This is a genomic window from Terriglobia bacterium (assembly GCA_020072785.1).
In the GTDB taxonomy this organism is placed as follows: Bacteria; Acidobacteriota; Terriglobia; order Acidiferrales; family UBA7541; genus Acidiferrum.
Genome location: JAIQGG010000002.1, coordinates 1,299,799 through 1,316,892, shown reverse-complemented (window position 1 = coordinate 1,316,892; position 17,094 = coordinate 1,299,799). Strand labels below are relative to the sequence as shown.

The window sequence follows — 17,094 nt, the reverse complement described above, 5'->3', positions numbered from 1 at the left end:
CTGGCGGTCAGTCCGCGCCTAGAGTGAAATAGAACGTGGCGCCTTGTTCCACTACTCCTTCGGCCCACACTTTTCCACCGTGCCGCTGAATGATCCGCTGCACGGTGGCCAGGCCCACGCCGGTCCCCGGAAACTCGGTCATCGCATGCAGGCGCTGGAAAGCGCCAAACAACTGGCCCGCGTGCGCGGCATCGAAGCCGGCGCCATCATCGCGCACAAAGTAAGCGGTACTGCCGTTGTGCGCGGCGGTTCCGAACTCGATGCGGGCACGCGGATGCCGGGAGGTGAACTTCCAGGCATTGGCGAGCAAGTTTTCCAACACCAGGCGCAAGAGGCGAGGGTCTCCCTGCGCCAGCAGCTGCGGGGCAATGGTAAACTCCACCGGGCGTTCCGGCTGGAGATTTTGCAGGTCCGCGGCGATGACGTGCGCCAAAGCGCTCAAATCAACAGCTTCGCGGCGAATCTCGCTGCGCGTCACCCGGGAGAGATTCAGGAGGTCGTCGATCAGCGTACCCATGCGCTGGGTTGCCGCCCGGACGCGCCGCAGATAGTCCTTCCCCTGGCTGTCGAGCCGGTCCGCGTACTCCTCCAGCAAAGCCTGGCTGAAACCGTCGATGCCGCGGAGCGGCGTGCGGAGATCGTGGGACACGGAATAGCAAAACGCTTCCAGCTCCCGGTTGGAGGCTTCGAGTTGCACGCTGCGCTGGATAATTTCCTGCTCCGCCTGCTTGCGGGCGGAAACGTCGCGCAACATGACGGTAAAGGTGGTCTGCCCGTCCTGGACGAGCTTGGAGATGGAGGCTTCCGCGGGAAATTCGCCGCCGTCTTTGCGACGCCCGAAAACCTCCGTGCGCTCGGCCATGCGCCGGGCTCTTTCGGGCGTGCCCGCAAAGTTGCGGACATGCCGGCGATGCCCCGGAACAAAGCGCTCCGGGAGGAGCAGGTCCAGCGGCTGGCCCAGCACTTCCGGGGCGGCATATCCGAAGACCTTTTCCGCTCCTTTATTGAACAAGCGAATGCGCTGGGAGTCATCCGCGGAAATAACGGCGTCTTCGGCAATGTCCAAAATCCCCGCGAAGCGGCGTTCCGATGCTTGCAGGGCTCCCTCCGCCTGCGCCCGGCCGAGGTCGGTCTGATGGAGCAAGCGAGCGTTGCGGTAGACGACAGTGCCGAAGACGACGATGTAAGTCACAACCGAGAGCGCAGTCCCGAACTCGGTACCGTAGAGGCCGGAGCGCTGCCCGATCAGCCGCAACCATCCCAGCAGGATCGGAAGCGCAATGGCAATGGGCAACAAGCGGCGGGCCACGATTCCGCCAGCCGTGCGGCTCGAAAACAGCGGCGCCAGGCCGGCGTCCGGGCGGGCAAAAAGAATTCCGACGCATAAGGCGAGGAAGGCCATCGCCGCGTTGAGGGGCAGCGGCATGAACGAGGCGAGGCCGTAGAACGACCGGACACCATAGGCATAGCCAACCACGGCCAGGAGCGTAATCATGCCCGCCACCAGCGCCAGAATCTGGGCTGGGCGGCGGCGGCGGAACTTCACATCCAGGAGCAGCAGCGCGCTTCCGATGAAGAAAAAACTTGCGGCGGCATTGGGCGGAATCCGATTGGGATAACCGGCGCCGGTGGAATCCAGTGTTTCGCGAAAAAGGATGCGGTCAAGGCCCAGGTGCCAGCCGAAAAGAATTTCCGCCAGCTTGAGCAAACCCACCAGGGCAACTGCCGACGCCAGAACCTGACCAACGCGCCGCGCCTTCCAACCGGGCTCTTCCGGCGCCTGGAGCCATAAAGACACACCGGCGAGGAGAAAGGCCAAGGCCCCCAAGGGATTCATCGCCACCAGGCCTGGTCTGAGGCTCCTGAATGCCGCGATGCCGAACACCCAGCCAACAAGGGCGAGAAAGCTGGCGAAAACGGCAGCGGCGGCCGCCAGGCGTGCTACGGTCCTGCCGGCGGGGGTGGTCTCCAGGTTCAGCGGAACGTTCATGCCGGACATCCTATGCCGCTGGCTGGCGCATCCTTTGCGCGCTGCATCGCGTTTCTTCCTGGCGGCGTGGCTCGGACAGCGTCCGGGGGGGAGGCCACGGCGAGAGGATACCACTTCTTCACTTCATTGCGGAGTAGGAAGATGGGGCGGCTCCGACTCCTGTCCGGGGCGAGCAAAGCGCGCCCTTACCAGAGGGCTGCAGCGAGGCTGGCGCGGAGCGAACTGCAGTGGTGCTATCCTGTGCTTGCGGCCCGCATCAAGGCACTCGCGATAAGCCGCGGGAAAGTCTTGTGAGTTGGGCCATCCGTGCGAAGGGAGGCAACTCAAGATGAAAGGAAAACCCGAAGTGCTGGCGGAGCTCTCCGCGAGACTCAAGGAGGAGCTCGGAGCCATCAACCAGTACATCCTGCACGCGGAAATGTGCGAGAACTGGGGCTACGAGCGGATCTCCAAGCAGACCAAACAGCAGGCCATCGGCGAAATGAAGCACGCCGAAAAACTCGTCGAGCGCATCCTGTTCCTCGAGGGGCTGCCGAAGATGGATGAATTGGCCAAAATCAGCATCGGCAAGAGCGTGAAGCAGCAACTGGAAAACGACCTGGCGCTGGAGAAGGGCGCAGTCTCCGCGTACAACAAATCCATCGAGATATGCCGCACGGCCGGCGACAACGCCAGCGCGGATTTCCTGAAAGAAATCCTGAAGGACGAAGAAGGGCACATCGACCACCTGGAGACCGAGCTGGGCTTGATCGAGCAGCTGGGCCTGGAGAACTACCTGGCCCAGCAACTCAAGGAAGAGGGATAGCCCGGCGGCGCAGGACGACACCCGAGTTTACAGGGTGGGTGGCGGATCGTTTGTGCGCTTGCTAGGCGAGTAGCGCGACGGGGTGGCGTTCGTTAAGAGCGAACGCCACCCCGTTCTAGCCTGGGCCGGGTGCGGCAGCGAGCGTCAATCTCTGCAAGGTTTCCGCGACGCCTTTGGAATGGAAACCGAATGGACCGGGCTTTGACTTGAAAGCAACCCGGCCATCGCGGTCAATCACATAGAGCCTGTCGGGCCAGCCTGTGTAGGCACGCTCGGTGGCGTTATCGAACGTGTCGACCACAGCGGGAAACTTAATTCCGAGTTTCACCACACAGATTTGACCGACCTGACTGCGCTCTTCGAAGCTCTTCGGCTTCACGAAGAGAACCTTGTCGTCCAGATTATCCGGGTCCTGCCAGACATCGCTCGTGTGCGCCTCCCGGATGTACACGACGTAAAAGGCTACCTGATCCTTGTACTGTTCGTAGAGCTTGTCTAAGGCGGGAACCTCCCGCCGGAAGGGTGGTCAAGTGTAGCTGCCAAAGACGAGCACGACGGGTTTCTGCCCGCGCAGAGAGGACAACTGGAAATGGCTCCTGTGGTCAGCACTCTCGAGGGAAAAATCCGGGGCCACATCGCCCACGCGCACATGGCCGTTTCGCGCTACGTTCCAGAGTGGGCTGAAAGGAAGAACTACAAAAGCCGGCCATGGCACATACTTCATCGTCTGGGCAAAATCATCCGGCGATTGCAGCATCGCCGCAAACAACAGGCCGGATAGGAGCGCATACAACGCAACTACCACGCCCAATATTTTCAGTAGTTTGCTCACGATCCACCGCTTCCCAGACCAAGAAATCCCGCAGTCCCCGGGAATGCCCGCCGCTCAGAAGGAACAGTTCAGTGCCAACTGCACGAGTTGTCCTGACCAGCCCGAGTTTTTGAACTCGTTGCAAAGAGAGAGTCTACATCACAGCGGCGGGCCATGACATTGGATTTGGAGGCACCAACGGGTCACAGGCCGCCGGCGGCCTGAAACCGGCAAGCATTCATCCCTAAACTTTCCGGCCCGCCTCCAGGCATATGCGCGCCTCGCCCGATCAGAACTCGAAACTGCCACCTTCCCGATTTGGCAATTCCAACACTTTTTGGGGTGTGAACGGGGTCCCTGGGTGGGGGTAACGACTGAAATTGAGAAAGAGAATCCCACTCACTGAAGAGGGTGGCTACAGCGCTACCTATTGGGGCGAGCTTTCCGGGACGCGGGCGGATTCGACGGTGTAGACGCCGAGAAGGACGACGGCGGCGCCGAGAAATTCGCCGAGAGTGCCCTGCTCGCCGAGCCAGAGGATGCCGAGGATGGTGGCGGAGACGGGGAGGAGATAGGTGAAGGCGCTGACCTGGGAGGCGGGCATGAAGCGCAGGAGCCAGTAGTAGAAGAGATAGGCCATGGCGGAAGCGAAGAGGGCCATATAGAGGGTGGCGGCCCAGGTCTGCCAGGGGATGGCCCGCCAAGCGGAGGCGGGGCCGATGCGGCGGGCTTCGTAGAGAGCCAGAGGGAGAACGCAGAGGGCGCCGGCGAAGTGGTTGTAGGCGGTCATGGTGAGAGCGTCGTAGCGGCGGGCGACGCGCTTGCCGAGGACCACGTAGATGGCGAAGCCGACGGAACCGCAGAGGGTGATGAAGTCGCCGTGGAGGGTCGGCGAGTGGGCGGACATGCCGCTCTTCCCGGCCATGAGGGTGACGCCGGCGAAGGCCAGGGCCATGCCGCCGGCTTTGCGCCAAGTCCAGCGCTCGAGGCGGAGGAGGACGGCGAGAACGAGGATGTAGAGGGGGCCCATGCCGACGATAACCGCAGAGTGGGTGACGGAGGTGTAGTGCAGGCCGGCCGTGAAGCACATCTGGTTGATGACCACGCCGAAGAAACCGAGGTAGGCGAAGATCGCGTAATCACGGGCGGAAAAGCCGCGGCGCTGGGCGGCGGCGGCTTCGGCGAAGACAGGCAGGCGGAGGCAGACGAAGTACGTCGGGAGCATGGCCAGACCGGCGAGGACGACGCGGAAAGAGCCCATGGTCAGCGGGGAGAGATGCCGCAGGCCGATCTTGGCAGCGATGAAGTTGACGGCCCAGATGGCGACGATCAGGGCGACGGAAGAGACGATGAAGAGGCGTCCCGGAGCGGGAGGCGCAGAGAACGAAGGGGCCGAGGAGGCGTTCACGGGACTAGGTCAGCCTCTCCATGCGCACGGTGAGTTTTTCGATGAGGTCGCGACGCGGCGCGAAGCCGATGCCCGGGGCGGTGGGCACGCGGATGGTGCCCTGCGGCGAGACGATGACTTCGGGCTCGATGATGTCCTCGTGCCAGTAGCGGCGGCTGGCGGTGACGTCGCCGGGGAGGGAGAAATTGGGAAGCGTGGAGAGGGCGATATTGTGAGCACGGCCGATGCCGGATTCGAGCATGCCGCCGCACCAGACGGGAATGCCGTGCTGCTGGCAGAGGTCGTGGATGCGCTTGGCGGGGGTGAAGCCGCCGACGCGGCCGAGCTTGATGTTGATGATTTTGCAGGCGCCAAGGGCGAGCGCAGCGCGGGCCTGCTCTTCGGTGTGAATGCACTCGTCGAGGCAGATGGGGGTCTGCAGTTTTTTCTGGAGCTCGACGTGGCTGTAGAGGTCGTCCCAGCCGAGGGGCTGCTCGATCATCATGAGGTAGAAGCCTTCGAGCTGCTGGAGGAGGGGTAAGTCGGAAAGGCGATAGGCGGAGTTGGCGTCGACCATGAGGCGGATCTTGGGAAACTCCTGGCGGAGGCGCTGGACGGGGGCGAGGTCCCAGCCGGGCTGGATCTTGATTTTAATGCGCTGGTAGCCGGCGGCGAGCTCTTTGCGAACGGCGGCGACGAGCTCGTCGCCGGTGGGCTTGATGCCGATGGAGACGCCGCAGGCGATTTCGCCGCGGGTGCCGCCGAGGAGTTTGGCCAGAGGCAGGCCCTTGCTTTTGGCTTCGGCGTCCCAGATGGCGGCTTCGACTGCGCCTTTGGCCATGTTGTTGCCGCGGGCCCGGGCGAGCAGATCCCAGACCTCAGAGGCGGAGGCGAACTCCCGGCCCTTGAGGAGCGGCCAGAGATGATCGCGGAGGATGTGCCAGGCGGTCTCCACGGTTTCCGGGCTGTAGAAGGGGTTTTCGCCGGCAACGCATTCGCCCCAGCCGGTGACGCCGTCGACGTCGGCTTCGAGAAGCATGATGCGGCGGACGTCGTTGACGCCCATGCTGGTTTGGAATGGGGCGACCAGCTTCATGGGGAGTTCGCGGAGAGTGATCGCGCGGAGTTTCATTGTTTCGTCTGTGTCCTTTCGTTATGGGCAGCAGCCATCGGTTAAAAATCGCTCCACGGCGCGAGCAGATAGGCGGAACCGGCAGGGGTAGTGCGCGTGGCGATGGCGGCATAGCCGCGCGCGAACCAGTCCTGGAACTCCCGGCGGGTGCGGGCCTGCACGCGCGCAACTTCCTCGGGATTGCTGCGTTTCCATTCGTCCAATTCGGAGGGAAAAGAGATCACTGCCGGGGCGTCCAGCGGCTCGGGAACTTTTCCCGAGAGGATGGCGATGACCCGCGGGGAATCGAGATGCCATTCGGCGAGCAGGCGGTCGGTGGGCAGGCCGCGGTGCAGGGGGCTGGAGGTGACGCCGTAGAGATTGGGGAGATAGGTGCGGGCGATGGCGCCGAGGCGGTTGAGATTGAAGTGCGCGTTGCGCAGCTCGAGGGGATCGAAGGTCCATTCGATGAGGCGGATACCGCGAGCGAGGGCTTCGTCACGCTGAAAAAGCTTGAGCTGGCGGCCGACACCGCGGTCGCGATAAGCGCCGAGGACGCCGGTCATGTGCGAGTGCAGGAAGGGCTGGCGCTCGCGGACGCCGGGCAGAGCCAGGGTGAAGCCAATCATGCGCGGGCCGTCGAAAGCGCCGAGGACCTGGCCGCCGACGTGAGCGGCGACGACGAAGACGGAACTGGGTGTGATTTCCAGGTCCGCCTCGCCCCAGATCTCGCGCTGCAACTCGACACAGCGATCGATCTCCGCGAGGGCGTCGCAGCCCCGGATGAGGATTTCTGCGCTCATGGTTTGCCCGGCCCGCCTTTCTGCGCGTGAGCGGGTTCGCCCTCGGAGTGCTTGGCGGTATCCCAAAGGCGCTCGAGCTCCGCGCGGGGAACGCCGGCCAGAGCCCTTCCCTGCTCCGCAGCGAGCTTTTCCATGGCGCGGAAGCGGGTGGAAAATTTGCGGTTGGCCTTTTTCAAGGCGATCTCCGGGTCCACGTGGAGGAAGCGGGCCAGGTTGACGGCGACGAAGAGCATGTCGCCGACCTCTTCCTCGATATGGGCGGTGTCTTTGGCCTGCAGGGCGTGCAGGAGCTCGGCGGATTCCTCGCGCCACTTGTCGAGGATGCCGGCGGGGTCGTCCCAGTCGAAGCCGATGCGGGCGGCGCGGCGGGTGAGTTGAAAGGCTTCGAGCGTGGCCGGGGCGGTCCTGGGGACGCCGTCGAGTAAGGAGGGCGACCCGGCGCCGTGCTCTTCCTCGGGGCCGCTGAAGCCGGCTGCGGCGCGCTTGGCTTTGCGCTCTTCGGCTTTGAGGCGTTCCCAGTTCCGGAGGACTTCGCCGGCGTTGCGGGCCTGCGCTTCCCCGAAGACGTGGGGGTGGCGGCGGACCATCTTGTCGTGAACCTCGCGGATGACGTCGGCAACGGTGAAGCGGCCTTCCTCGCTGGCGATTTGCGAATGAAAGACGATCTGGAGGAGAAGGTCGCCCATCTCCTCGGCAAACTTGGCGTCGTCGCCGCTCTCCAGGGCATCGAGGACTTCGTAGGCCTCCTCGAGGAGGTAGGTACGCAGGGTGGCGTGGGTCTGCTCGATGTCCCAGGGGCAGCCGCCGGGGGCGCGCAGGCGAGCTTGCAGGGCGACCAGCTTTTCGAACCAGGCGCCAGGGCTGAGCGACGGGACCCGCCTGGCAGCCTTTACTGGCTTGGCCAGCTTGGCGGAGCGTCCTGCGGCACGGGCAGTCTTGCCGGGGCGCCGGGGGCGTTTCCGCTTGGCAGATTTGGAGTGACGGGGGCGCATGCGCGATCCGGAAATGTGAAACAAGTGTTCCACTTTACGGTGCCGGCGCGAGTTTGACAAGCGGGTGGCAAGGCTGCAGGGGACCGGCGTGGCTACCCAAACAGGAGACCCGATGCTAAACTTAGTACGGTTATCAACAGTGAGGGATATTTCTTGCCTGACCAAAAACCTGAAGAGACATTTCGTGTCATAGACCGGCGGCCGTTCACGGCGGAAGGCGAGATCCGCAAGGAGATCGTGGAGCAGGAGGAGCGCGAAGCGGCCAAGGCGGCGCAGGCTCCGCCGCCAGCGCCCGCGGCGAGCGATGCGGGTAAACCCGCAGCGCCGCCGAAAGAAGCGCCGCGGCGCTCGGCGGCATTCGAAAACCTGGTGCGCATGCTGGGGAGCAACGCGGCCATGGTGCTGGGGGCGTATGCCGACCCGCGCACCGGGCAGCCGATGATCGATCCGGACGCGGCGCGGGAACTGATCGATATGCTGGACGCGCTGCACGAGAAGACACAGGGCAACCTGGCGCCAGACGAGGAAAACCTGCTGGCGGACCTGCTGGGCAAACTGAAGATGACCTATCTGGAGATCTCGCAGGCCACGGCGCAAGCCACCCAGCCACGGGCGAAAACGCGCGGTTGATGCCCGCGCGCGGTGCGGCGTTGGCGTAAGGCGCGACGTGCCCTCCATGCACAAGCGTAAATCCGCAATGAAGGCGACTCCTCTACGGCTCACGGTACTCGGCTCGGGCACCTCGATGGGGGTGCCATCGCTGGGGTGCGCGTGCCGGGTGTGCCGGTCCGCGGACCCGCGAGACAACCGGCTGCGGCCGTCGGTGCTGCTCTCGCGCGGGGAACAGAACGTGGTGGTGGACACCACGCCGGACTTCCGGCAGCAGGCGCTGCGCGTGAACCTGCAACGGCTGGACGCCATCCTGCTGACCCACGGGCACGCCGACCACATCCTGGGGTTCGACGACATCCGGCCGTTCAACATCCGGCAGAAGGAAGCGATGCCGGTGTACGGGTCAGAAGAGACGTTCACGGTGATCCGGCGGACGTTTGCCTATGTTTTCGATGACGGGCCGACGCTGAGCACGGTGCCGCAGGTGTCGCTGCGCGTGGTGGAGGGGCCGTTCAAACTGCTGGGGATGGCGATCACGCCGGTGCCGGTGCGGCACGGAGGGATGGAGGTGCTGGGCTACCGCTTCGGCGGGGCCGCGTACCTCACCGATTTCAGCGAGCTGCCGGCGGAGTCCATGCGGCTGCTGAGCGGGCTGGACGATCTGATCCTGGACGCGCTGCGCGACGTTCCGCATCCCATGCACCAGACGGTGGAGCAGGCGCTAGCGCTGGTGCGGGCCCTCGAGCCGCGGCGGGCGTGGTTTACGCATATCGCGCACGACCTGGCGCATGATGAAACCAACGAGCGCCTGCGCAAGATGGGTTTCCCGCACGTACAACTGGCCTACGACGGGCTGAGCTTCGAGGTGCAGACGGCATGAACCTGACGGTATTTTCCTCGGCGGCGGAGTGGGCCGCGCGCTACGGGGCCGTGGGGCGTGGCAGCATTCTGGCCATCGGGAATTTCGACGGTATCCACCTGGGGCACCAGGCGATCCTGCGCGGGGTGGTGGCGCGCGCGCGGGAGACCGGCGACGTGGCCACGGTGCTGACGTTCGAACCGCCGCCGCTGAAGATTCTGCGGCCGGAGAAAGCGCCCTTGCGACTTTCGACCAACGAGCAGCGGCTGACGTGGTTCGCCGCCGGGGGGCTGGAAGCGGTGGTGGTCCTGCCGTTTACGATGGAGCTGGCGCAGGTGGGGCCGGAAACGTTTGTGGAAGAAATTCTGTTGCGAGGGTTGAGCTTGCGCGCGGTGCTGGTGGGGGACAATTTCTGCTTTGGGCACCGGCAGGCGGGTAACGTGCGGCTGCTGCGCGAGCTGGGGATGCGGCTGGGCTTCGAAGTGACGATTGTGCCGCCGGTGGAGTTCCGGGGAGAGATCGTCTCGAGCACGGTGATCCGGCGGGAGATTGCGGCCGGAAACGTGAGCCATGCGGCGCGGCTGCTGGGGCGGCCGTTTGTGCTGACCGGGCCGGTGGTGCCGGGGACGGGGACGGGAAGAAAGTTTACCTTCCCGACGCTGAATCTTGTGGCGGAACAGGAATTGTTGCCGCGCGACGGCGTGTACATTACGCAGACGAAGATTGGGGATGTGAGCTACGACTCGGTGACCAACATCGGCAACCGGCCGACGTTTAACGGTGCGGCGCTGAGCGTGGAGACGCACCTGCTGGGAGTGTCCGGAGATGTGCATCCGGAGCGGCTGAAAATCCGCTTCTGGAAGCGGCTACGCGGGGAAAAGAAATTCAGCGGGGCGGACGAGCTGCGGGCGCAGATTGCGCGGGACATCGCGCATGCGGGGCGGTTTTTTGCGCGGCTGCGGCGATTCCGGGCGCTGCGGCGGCCGGCGGGATCGCGGCCAGCGAACCGATCGTAAGGCGGCCTTCCAACATTTCTACCCGGTGGGCATTGGCCGGGAAAATCAAAACCAAAAGAGCAAGAGGAGGCCTGGGCGTTATAGGCCGACGTGCTTGAGGCATTCGGCGCAGTAGCCACCGACTTCGGTGCGGGAGACGGTGACCTTCATGTGGAAGTCGCGCTCGATCTGCTGCTTGAGCTGCTCATAGAGGCGGGATTCGAACTCGCGAACCTTGCCGCAGCGGAGGCAGGCGACGTGGATGTGATCGCGGGGGCCGTGGGATTCGTAGTAGTGCTGGTCGCCGCGGAGGTGCAGGAGGTCCAGTTCGTCGATCAGGCCGTGCTTCTTGAGCAGGTCGAGGGTGCGGTAAACGGTGACGCGATGGACGCCGGGATCAATCTTCTGGGCGCGGTCGAGGATGCTGCCGGCGTCGAGGTGGCGCTCGGCGTTGTCCATGACCTGAAGGATGACGCGGCGCTGGCGGGTCAGGCGGATGCCGCGGGACTCCAGGGCCTTCTCGAGTTTTCCGCTGGCGTCCGGAGCGTTGATGCGCTCCCCGGTGGAAGCCCTGTGCGGGGACGTGGCCATGAGGCTCTACTCCAAGTACAGAGCACAGGCGCCCGACCGAGTCGGGCCAAGTTCCGCCTGTGCTCCGGGTGCTGCAAATCCTAATTCAGCGGACGGGCAGAATCCGCATGACATCGTTATACATCACGATGACGAAGAGCAGCAAAAGGAAGACGAAACCCACCTGAACAAAACGCTCCTTGAAAGCCAGGCTGAGGTCGCGGCGGCGCAGACCCTCGACGGCCAACAGGAGAATGTGCCCGCCATCGAGAATGGGGATGGGGAGCAGATTCAGGACGCCGAGATTGAGGCTGATGAAGGCCATGAGCTGCAGGACCGAGGAAGGCCCCTTGCGGACAGCCTGCCCGGACTCGCGGGCGATGCCGACAACGCCCTGCAACTGCTTGACGGAGACGCGGCCGGAGAAGAGCTTGCCGACGACGCCGAGAAGCTGATCAATGCCGGCGGCGGTGGTCATGACGGCGTATTTGCTGCCGCCGATGAAACCGACGCGGCGGTAGGCGATTTCTTCGCGCGGCTGGATGCCCACCTGCCAGACGGGTTCGCCGCGCTCGCTGGTGCCTTGATAGGGAGTCACGTCGAGGCGCACTTCCTGGCCGTTGCGGGCGATGCGCAGCGCCAGCTTCTGACCGTCGGAATGGCGGACGCTGTCCACGAACTGCGCCCAGGTCTCCACGGGGCGGCCGTTGATGGCCAGAACCTGATCCCCGGGCCGCATGCCGGCGCGGTAGGCCGGGCTGCCGGAGAGGACTTCGTCCACGACGGGAATGACCGGGGGGTAGCCAAAAAGGCGCTGGAGCTGGCCCGCGTCTTTCACGGGAACGGAGACGGAGCGGCGCGCGCCGCTGTTTTCGACTTCGATCTGCAGGGTGCTGCCGGGCGCGGCCTGGGCGACAAGATCCAGAGCCTTCTCCCAAGTGGGATTCTGCGTGCCATCGAGGGAGAGGACGCGATCACCGACCTGGAAGGGACCGGCAGCGGCACCCGCAGCGGCGGGAGGCAGAGCGGTCACCTGCACGGGGCGATCCAGAAAAGCCGGATAGGGCACACCCACGCCGATGAAAAAAACGCCCAACAAAATGACCGGGAGAACGAGATTGACCAGCGGGCCGCCGAAGGAGATGAGGGCGCGCTGCCAGCGCGGCTTGCTCATGAGCTCGTCGGAAGCGCCGGTGGGAGCTTGCTCGCCGGCGTCCACTTCGCTGAGATCCTGGCCGGCCATGCGCACATAGCCGCCCAGGGGCAGAGCGCTGATGCGGTAATCGGTGTCGCCGCGCTTCCAGCCCCAGATGCGCGGGCCGAAGCCAATGGAGAAGACGTCGACGCGCACGCCGAAGAGGCGAGCCATCACGAAATGTCCCCACTCGTGCACCAGGATCATGATGCCGAGAACCAGAACTACGCCAAGCAGAACTTGCATCGGGTCTTGCTTCCCTTCTCCGTTAGTCTTCGCCCGTTTCCGTCCACCGGCAACGGGGGTCTATGGCGCCGCGGAGGCCGCCGTCAAACGCTCCACTTCTTCGCGGGCCATGCGGCGCGCTTCCGCGTCCGCGGCCAGCACATCAGCCATCGTAGCAAATCGTGTGCGCGGGGTGCGGCTGAGTACCCGCTCGATCAACTCGGGAATGCCCAGGAACGGCAGCCGCCTTTCCAAAAACGCCGCCACGGCGATCTCATCCGCGGCGTTCAAAGCGCAGGGTAAAGCGCCGCCCTTGCGCATCGCTTCCCGGGCCAGACGCAGGCAGGGAAAGCGCCGAGTGGAAGCCGGCTCGAAATCCAGGCGCCGCAGACGCGCCCAGTCCAACTCCACTTGATTGGATGCCACACGCTCTGGATAGGTTAGCGCATATTGGATGGGCATGCGCATGTCCGTTGGGCCGAGCTGTGCGAGAACTGAACCATCAACGAATTCGACAAGGGAGTGCACGGTGGACTGGGGATGAATGACGACGTCGATCTGATCGGGGCGCATGCCGAAAAGCCAGCGCGCCTCGATGATTTCGAAACCCTTGTTGACCATGGTGGCGGAATCGATGGTGATGCGGTCGCCCATCTTCCAGTTGGGATGGGCGAGGGCCTGTTCGGGAGTGACGGAGGCGAGATTTTTCAGGGGCGTTTTGCGGAAGGGGCCGCCGGAGGCGGTGAGGACGAGGCGGCGGACCTCCTTGGGCGTGCCGCCGCGGAGGCACTGGTGAATGGCGTTGTGCTCGCTATCCACGGGCAGGAGTTCGCGGCCGGCTTTGTGGGCCGCGGCCATGACCAGTTCGCCGGCGGCGACGAGGACTTCCTTGTTGGAAAGGGCGACCTGCTTGCCAAGGCGCACAGCTTCGTAGGTGGCCTCGAGGCCGACGACGCCAACGGCGGCGGAAACGACGATATCGGCCTGGGGATGAGTGCCTACAGCGCGCATGCCTTCACGGCCGTAGTGAATTTCCGGCGCGCGGAGGCCCTTCTCGCGGAGGAGGCCAGTGAGCTGGGCGGCGCGGGCGGCATCGCCGACGGAAACGAGATCGGGGGCGTGGCGCTGGATCTGAGCAAGGAGTTCTTCAAGGTTGGAGCCCGCAGCCAGCGCGGCAACGCGGAAGCGCTCGGGCAGGGCCTCGACGACGGCGAGGCATTGCCGGCCGATGGAGCCTGTGGAGCCGAGAATGGCGAGCTGTTTCACAGGGTGGTCTTCTTTGCCAAGAACAGCGGTCTAGTCATGGACCAAATCGAAAAGAAAATCCTTTCCGGCTCGGCCGGAATCTGCGATCCGGTCAGGCTGGCACCGTTCTCGGAAAACTCCAAAGCTTCCGGGCCTTACTTTCCGGGGGAAATGAACAATCTCCAATAATACCAGACAACGGGGATGGCCAGGATGAGCGCGTCGATGCGGTCGAGGATGCCGCCGTGGCCGGGGAGGAGCGAGCCGGAGTCCTTCACCCCGGCGCTGCGCTTATAGGCGGATTCCAGGAGATCCCCGGTTTGTCCGGCGACATTGCCAACCGCGGCCATGGCGTAAAGGTGCACGGGTGCGATGTTGATCCAGCGGGTGAAGACCAGGGCTACGAGGAGCGAACCGGCGATGCTGGCCACGGCGCCTTCCCAGGTTTTCTTGGGGCTGAGGTGCGGAGCCAGGGCATGGCGGCCGATGGCGCGGCCGACGAAATAGGCGGCGGTATCGCCCACCCAGGTGATAACCAGGGCGAAGAGCAGCAGCCAGGGGCCGACGGAGGGAAGGGTCTGCAAGCGCACGGTGAAGCTGAGGGGAAAGGCGACGAGAAGCAGGGCGCTGGCGCTGATGCCGGCGGCGGGCAGGCCTTCGACGAGGGGACGGCGGGTGAAAAGAGTGATAACGGCGACGCCGGCGACGAAGAGGAAAAAGCCATCGTGGACGGCGAGCAAGCCGAAGAAGAAGCGGCCGAGGGTGCGCTGCAGGGTGAGGCCGCCGGCAAGTTCGTAGGACGGGGTGACGGCGGCGAGCCACTGCAGGTAGAGGAGGACGAGGGCACAGGTGGCGGTCCAGAAGCGGTAGGCGCGGTGGCCGATGGCCTCGCCGAGGGCGAAATATTCGAAGAGGGCCAGGAGGATGACCAGGGCGATGGCCAGAGTGACGGCGGCGGTGGAGCCGCGCAGGACGAGGGCCACGACCAGGGGGATGAGGACGGCGGCAGTGAGGAAGCGTTTCCAGGTCATGTGGCAAAAATCCCCTGCGCGGGTTTGCGCGTTAGTGAATCGAAGGAAGAAAGCACGGGAGGAGTTTACGCCGGAGGAGGCGGAACAATCCAGAGGAGCGGCGGTCAGCGGGCGGAGGCGCGGACGGGAGCGGCGGAGGGCGGCTGTTCGCTCTCGCGAAGGGCGCCGTAGCGGCGCTCGCGCTTTTGAAACTCGAGGAGGGCTTCGATGAGGCAGGGGCGACTGAAATCGGGCCACAGGGTTTCCGTGAAGTAGATTTCGGCATAGGCGATCTGCCAGAGGAGGAAGTTGCTGACGCGCATTTCGCCGCTGGTGCGGATGAGGAGATCGGGCTCGGGCATGCCGGCGGTGTAGAGATGGCGGGCGAGTTGAGATTCCTGCACCTGCTCGGGGGCCCGGGCGGCGCGCTGTTCGGCGAGGAGCGAATTGACGGCGTCGACGATTTCGCCGCGGCCGCCGTAGTTGAGGGCCAGGGCCAGAATCATGCCGGTGTTGCGCGCGGTGACCTCGACGGCTTCGCGGACCTCGCTCTGAACGCTGGCGGGCAGCTCGTCAATGCGGCCGAGGACGCGGAAGCGGATATTGTTCTTGTGAATGAGGGGCAGCTCGGTGCGGAGATATTCGCGGAGGAGCTGCATGAGGAAATCGATTTCGGATTTGGGGCGGCGCCAGTTTTCGACGGAGAAAGCGTAGAGGGTGAGGGCCTCGAGTTTGAGGCGGGCGCAGGTTTCGATGGCCATGCGCGCGGATTGCACGCCGGCGCGGTGACCGGCGATGCGGGGGAAATGGCGGCGCTGGGCCCAGCGGCCGTTGCCATCCATGATAATGGCGACGTGGCGGGGCAGGCGCTGGAGATCGAGCGCGGCGAGCAGGCGCGCTTCCTCGGCGGAAACGGTGCCGAGAAGCTCGGAGGCAGCGACCTGCAAGGTGCGATGGCGTTTGGTGTGTGGCACGGGTCGACGGGACCGGTCTTCCTCAGCAATCCTCTCTAGCGGGACCGCGAAGCGGTCAGCATAAGTGTGACCGGACAGCAGCCGCACTGCAACTTTATGCGGCAAAGTTAACATACCGCTCCGCGCGGGCGCAATCCTGCTGTGCGCGCGGAGTTACGTAGGTGCGACTCCGAGGGTTGTGTGATGAAAGATCGTGGCGTAGAGGAGGACGAAGGTAAGGATGATCATGGCGATGGCCGTGGTCCAGGCCACCAGATTATCGCCGAATTTGTTCGTATGTTCGCCCAGCAGGTCCTTGCGGTTGATGAGCAGGAGCATGAAGACCAGGACAATGGGCAGCCAGATGCCATTGCCGACTTGCGAAAAGATGAGGATCTTAAAGAGCGGGGCCCGCGGGAGGAGGATGAAGCCCGCGCCCACGACGATGAGCACGGTGTAGAGCCAGTAGAAGATGGGGGCATCCTTAAACTTGTGATCAATGCCGGCTTCGAAGCCCAGGCCTTCGCAGACCACGTGGGCGGTGGAGAGGGGGAGGATGGAAGCGGCGAAGAGCGAGGCGTTGAGCAGGCCAAAGGCAAAGAGATAGCTGGCCCAGCGTCCGGCGAGGGGCACAAGGGCCTTCGCGGCGTCCGCGGCGTCGGTAATGTTGCGGTTGCCGGAAGCGTACAGGGTGGCGGCGGTGCACACGATGATGAAGAAAACGATGACCATGCAGGTGATACTGCCGGCGATGACGTCAGCGCGGGCCTGCTTGTACTGGCGGGGGCCGATGCGCTTTTCGACGAAGCCGGCCTGGAGATAAAAGAACTGCCAGGGGGCGATGGTGGTGCCGACCAGCGCGGTGAGCGTGAGCAAGTAGCCGGAATCGAACTGGATGCTGGGAACGGCCACGTACTTGGCGGCCACCAGCCACTGGGGCTTGGCGAGAACGGCGGAAAAGAAATAGGTCAAGTAGAAGGTACAGGCGATGAGAAAGATTTTTTCCACCTGCTTGTAAGTGCCGCGGACAACGAGAACCCAGACGAGCAGGGCGGCGATGGGCACGGAAACATATTTGCTGACACCGAAGATCTGCATGGCCGCGGCCACGCCGGCAAATTCGGCGACAACGTTGAAAAGATCGACGAAAAAGCCGCCAGCCATCATGAAGAAGGTGGAGCGGAAGCCGAACTCCTCGCGGATCAGGTCGGAAAGGCCCTTGCCGGTGACCACCGCCATGCGCGCGCACATCTCCTCGGTGACGTAGAGGGCGATGGCCATAGGAATGAGCGACCAGAGCAGAGCGTAGCCGTAGTGGGCGCCGGCGAGGGAGTAGGTGGAGATGCCGCCGGCATCGTTGTCCACGTTGGAGGTGATCAGACCGGGTCCCAGGACGGCCAGGTAGAGGGCCAGGCGGCGGCGCCAGCTGCGGCCGCGCTTGCGCAGCTCTCCGCCGCGGTCGCGCCAGGCCTGCACCCGAGAAGTAAGCTGCATCCAATCCATCATCCGGCCCCGGCCTTCCTAAAAAAGT

The 17,094-nt window shown here is 64.4% G+C and carries 16 protein-coding genes and 1 pseudogene; 4 read left to right on the top strand and 13 right to left on the bottom strand.

The features are described from left to right. Positions 1 to 7: 7 nt before the first annotated feature. A complete protein-coding gene (locus LAN61_08970) occupies positions 8 to 1,990 on the bottom strand; it encodes a PAS domain S-box protein (GenBank protein MBZ5540634.1) in 1,983 nt (660 codons plus the stop codon). A gap of 328 nt (positions 1,991 to 2,318) precedes the next feature. Between LAN61_08970 and bfr the strand changes: the two genes are divergently transcribed. Beyond that, positions 2,319 to 2,795, top strand: coding sequence for a bacterioferritin (bfr, locus tag LAN61_08965; protein ID MBZ5540633.1), 477 nt, complete (start codon positions 2,319 to 2,321; stop codon positions 2,793 to 2,795). Positions 2,796 to 2,910: 115 nt separating this feature from the next. On the opposite strand, the pseudogene LAN61_08960 reads toward bfr, so the two are convergent. The 6 genes and pseudogenes from LAN61_08960 to mazG form a co-directional block, all read right to left on the bottom strand. After that, a pseudogene (locus LAN61_08960) lies at positions 2,911 to 3,198 on the bottom strand (deiodinase). 123 nt (positions 3,199 to 3,321) lie between these two features. After that, positions 3,322 to 3,627 (bottom strand): hypothetical protein, encoded by a 306-nt coding sequence (locus LAN61_08955; GenBank protein ID MBZ5540632.1) that lies wholly within the window; start codon positions 3,625 to 3,627, stop codon positions 3,322 to 3,324. A 406-nt stretch (positions 3,628 to 4,033) separates the two neighbouring features. Further along, positions 4,034 to 5,014 (bottom strand): DMT family transporter, encoded by a 981-nt coding sequence (locus LAN61_08950; GenBank protein ID MBZ5540631.1) that lies wholly within the window; start codon positions 5,012 to 5,014, stop codon positions 4,034 to 4,036. Between the two features lie 4 nt (positions 5,015 to 5,018). Continuing rightward, positions 5,019 to 6,125 (bottom strand): o-succinylbenzoate synthase, encoded by a 1,107-nt coding sequence (menC, locus tag LAN61_08945; protein MBZ5540630.1) that lies wholly within the window; start codon positions 6,123 to 6,125, stop codon positions 5,019 to 5,021. Between the two features lie 41 nt (positions 6,126 to 6,166). Beyond that, entirely contained in the window at positions 6,167 to 6,907 is a 741-nt protein-coding gene (locus LAN61_08940; protein MBZ5540629.1) for an acetyltransferase, read from the bottom strand. Then, entirely contained in the window at positions 6,904 to 7,899 is a 996-nt protein-coding gene (gene mazG / locus LAN61_08935) for a nucleoside triphosphate pyrophosphohydrolase (GenBank protein ID MBZ5540628.1), read from the bottom strand. Before mazG ends, LAN61_08940 begins: the two co-directional genes overlap by 4 nt. A gap of 153 nt (positions 7,900 to 8,052) precedes the next feature. Between mazG and LAN61_08930 the strand changes: the two genes are divergently transcribed. The 3 genes from LAN61_08930 (at position 8,053) to LAN61_08920 (ending at position 10,386) form a co-directional block, all read left to right on the top strand. Further along, positions 8,053 to 8,529: a DUF1844 domain-containing protein gene (locus LAN61_08930; protein MBZ5540627.1), complete on the top strand. Its 477-nt coding sequence runs from the start codon at positions 8,053 to 8,055 to the stop codon at positions 8,527 to 8,529. A gap of 67 nt (positions 8,530 to 8,596) precedes the next feature. Further along, positions 8,597 to 9,391 carry an MBL fold metallo-hydrolase gene (locus tag LAN61_08925; GenBank protein MBZ5540626.1) on the top strand — a complete coding sequence of 265 codons (795 nt, stop codon included), beginning with the start codon at positions 8,597 to 8,599 and terminating at the stop codon, positions 9,389 to 9,391. Beyond that, positions 9,388 to 10,386, top strand: coding sequence for a bifunctional riboflavin kinase/FAD synthetase (locus tag LAN61_08920; protein MBZ5540625.1), 999 nt, complete (start codon positions 9,388 to 9,390; stop codon positions 10,384 to 10,386). Before LAN61_08925 ends, LAN61_08920 begins: the two co-directional genes overlap by 4 nt. A 78-nt stretch (positions 10,387 to 10,464) precedes the next feature. Here the strand turns inward: LAN61_08920 and LAN61_08915 are convergent, their stop codons facing one another. The 6 genes from LAN61_08915 to LAN61_08890 all read right to left on the bottom strand — a co-directional run bounded on the left by LAN61_08915 (position 10,465) and on the right by LAN61_08890 (position 17,057). Beyond that, on the bottom strand, positions 10,465 to 10,956 hold the full coding sequence (locus tag LAN61_08915) for a transcriptional repressor (GenBank protein ID MBZ5540624.1): 492 nt from the start codon (positions 10,954 to 10,956) through the stop codon (positions 10,465 to 10,467). A gap of 85 nt (positions 10,957 to 11,041) precedes the next feature. Further along, positions 11,042 to 12,376 carry an RIP metalloprotease RseP gene (rseP, locus tag LAN61_08910; GenBank protein MBZ5540623.1) on the bottom strand — a complete coding sequence of 445 codons (1,335 nt, stop codon included), beginning with the start codon at positions 12,374 to 12,376 and terminating at the stop codon, positions 11,042 to 11,044. A 60-nt stretch (positions 12,377 to 12,436) separates the two neighbouring features. Beyond that, on the bottom strand, positions 12,437 to 13,621 hold the full coding sequence (locus tag LAN61_08905) for a 1-deoxy-D-xylulose-5-phosphate reductoisomerase (protein ID MBZ5540622.1): 1,185 nt from the start codon (positions 13,619 to 13,621) through the stop codon (positions 12,437 to 12,439). Positions 13,622 to 13,755: 134 nt separating this feature from the next. Next, positions 13,756 to 14,631, bottom strand: coding sequence for a phosphatidate cytidylyltransferase (locus LAN61_08900; GenBank protein ID MBZ5540621.1), 876 nt, complete (start codon positions 14,629 to 14,631; stop codon positions 13,756 to 13,758). A 104-nt stretch (positions 14,632 to 14,735) separates the two neighbouring features. After that, positions 14,736 to 15,698 carry an isoprenyl transferase gene (locus tag LAN61_08895; GenBank protein ID MBZ5540620.1) on the bottom strand — a complete coding sequence of 321 codons (963 nt, stop codon included), beginning with the start codon at positions 15,696 to 15,698 and terminating at the stop codon, positions 14,736 to 14,738. A 39-nt stretch (positions 15,699 to 15,737) separates the two neighbouring features. Beyond that, positions 15,738 to 17,057: a divalent metal cation transporter gene (locus tag LAN61_08890; GenBank protein MBZ5540619.1), complete on the bottom strand. Its 1,320-nt coding sequence runs from the start codon at positions 17,055 to 17,057 to the stop codon at positions 15,738 to 15,740. Between the last annotated feature and the right edge of the window lie 37 nt (positions 17,058 to 17,094).

Excerpts from the sequence above, each read along its gene's own strand:
- LAN61_08970 (MBZ5540634.1), bottom strand. The coding sequence starts at position 1,990 with ATGAACGTTCCGCTGAACCTGGAGACCACCCCCGCCGGCAGGACCGTA.
- bfr (MBZ5540633.1), top strand. The coding sequence starts at position 2,319 with ATGAAAGGAAAACCCGAAGTGCTGGCGGAGCTCTCCGCGAGACTCAAG.
- menC (MBZ5540630.1), bottom strand. The coding sequence starts at position 6,125 with ATGAAACTCCGCGCGATCACTCTCCGCGAACTCCCCATGAAGCTGGTC.
- LAN61_08940 (MBZ5540629.1), bottom strand. The coding sequence starts at position 6,907 with ATGAGCGCAGAAATCCTCATCCGGGGCTGCGACGCCCTCGCGGAGATC.
- mazG (MBZ5540628.1), bottom strand. The coding sequence starts at position 7,899 with ATGCGCCCCCGTCACTCCAAATCTGCCAAGCGGAAACGCCCCCGGCGC.
- LAN61_08925 (MBZ5540626.1), top strand. The coding sequence starts at position 8,597 with ATGAAGGCGACTCCTCTACGGCTCACGGTACTCGGCTCGGGCACCTCG.
- LAN61_08920 (MBZ5540625.1), top strand. The coding sequence starts at position 9,388 with ATGAACCTGACGGTATTTTCCTCGGCGGCGGAGTGGGCCGCGCGCTAC.
- LAN61_08915 (MBZ5540624.1), bottom strand. The coding sequence starts at position 10,956 with ATGGCCACGTCCCCGCACAGGGCTTCCACCGGGGAGCGCATCAACGCT.
- rseP (MBZ5540623.1), bottom strand. The coding sequence starts at position 12,376 with ATGCAAGTTCTGCTTGGCGTAGTTCTGGTTCTCGGCATCATGATCCTG.
- LAN61_08900 (MBZ5540621.1), bottom strand. The coding sequence starts at position 14,631 with ATGACCTGGAAACGCTTCCTCACTGCCGCCGTCCTCATCCCCCTGGTC.
- LAN61_08895 (MBZ5540620.1), bottom strand. The coding sequence starts at position 15,698 with ATGTTAACTTTGCCGCATAAAGTTGCAGTGCGGCTGCTGTCCGGTCAC.
- LAN61_08890 (MBZ5540619.1), bottom strand. The coding sequence starts at position 17,057 with ATGCAGCTTACTTCTCGGGTGCAGGCCTGGCGCGACCGCGGCGGAGAG.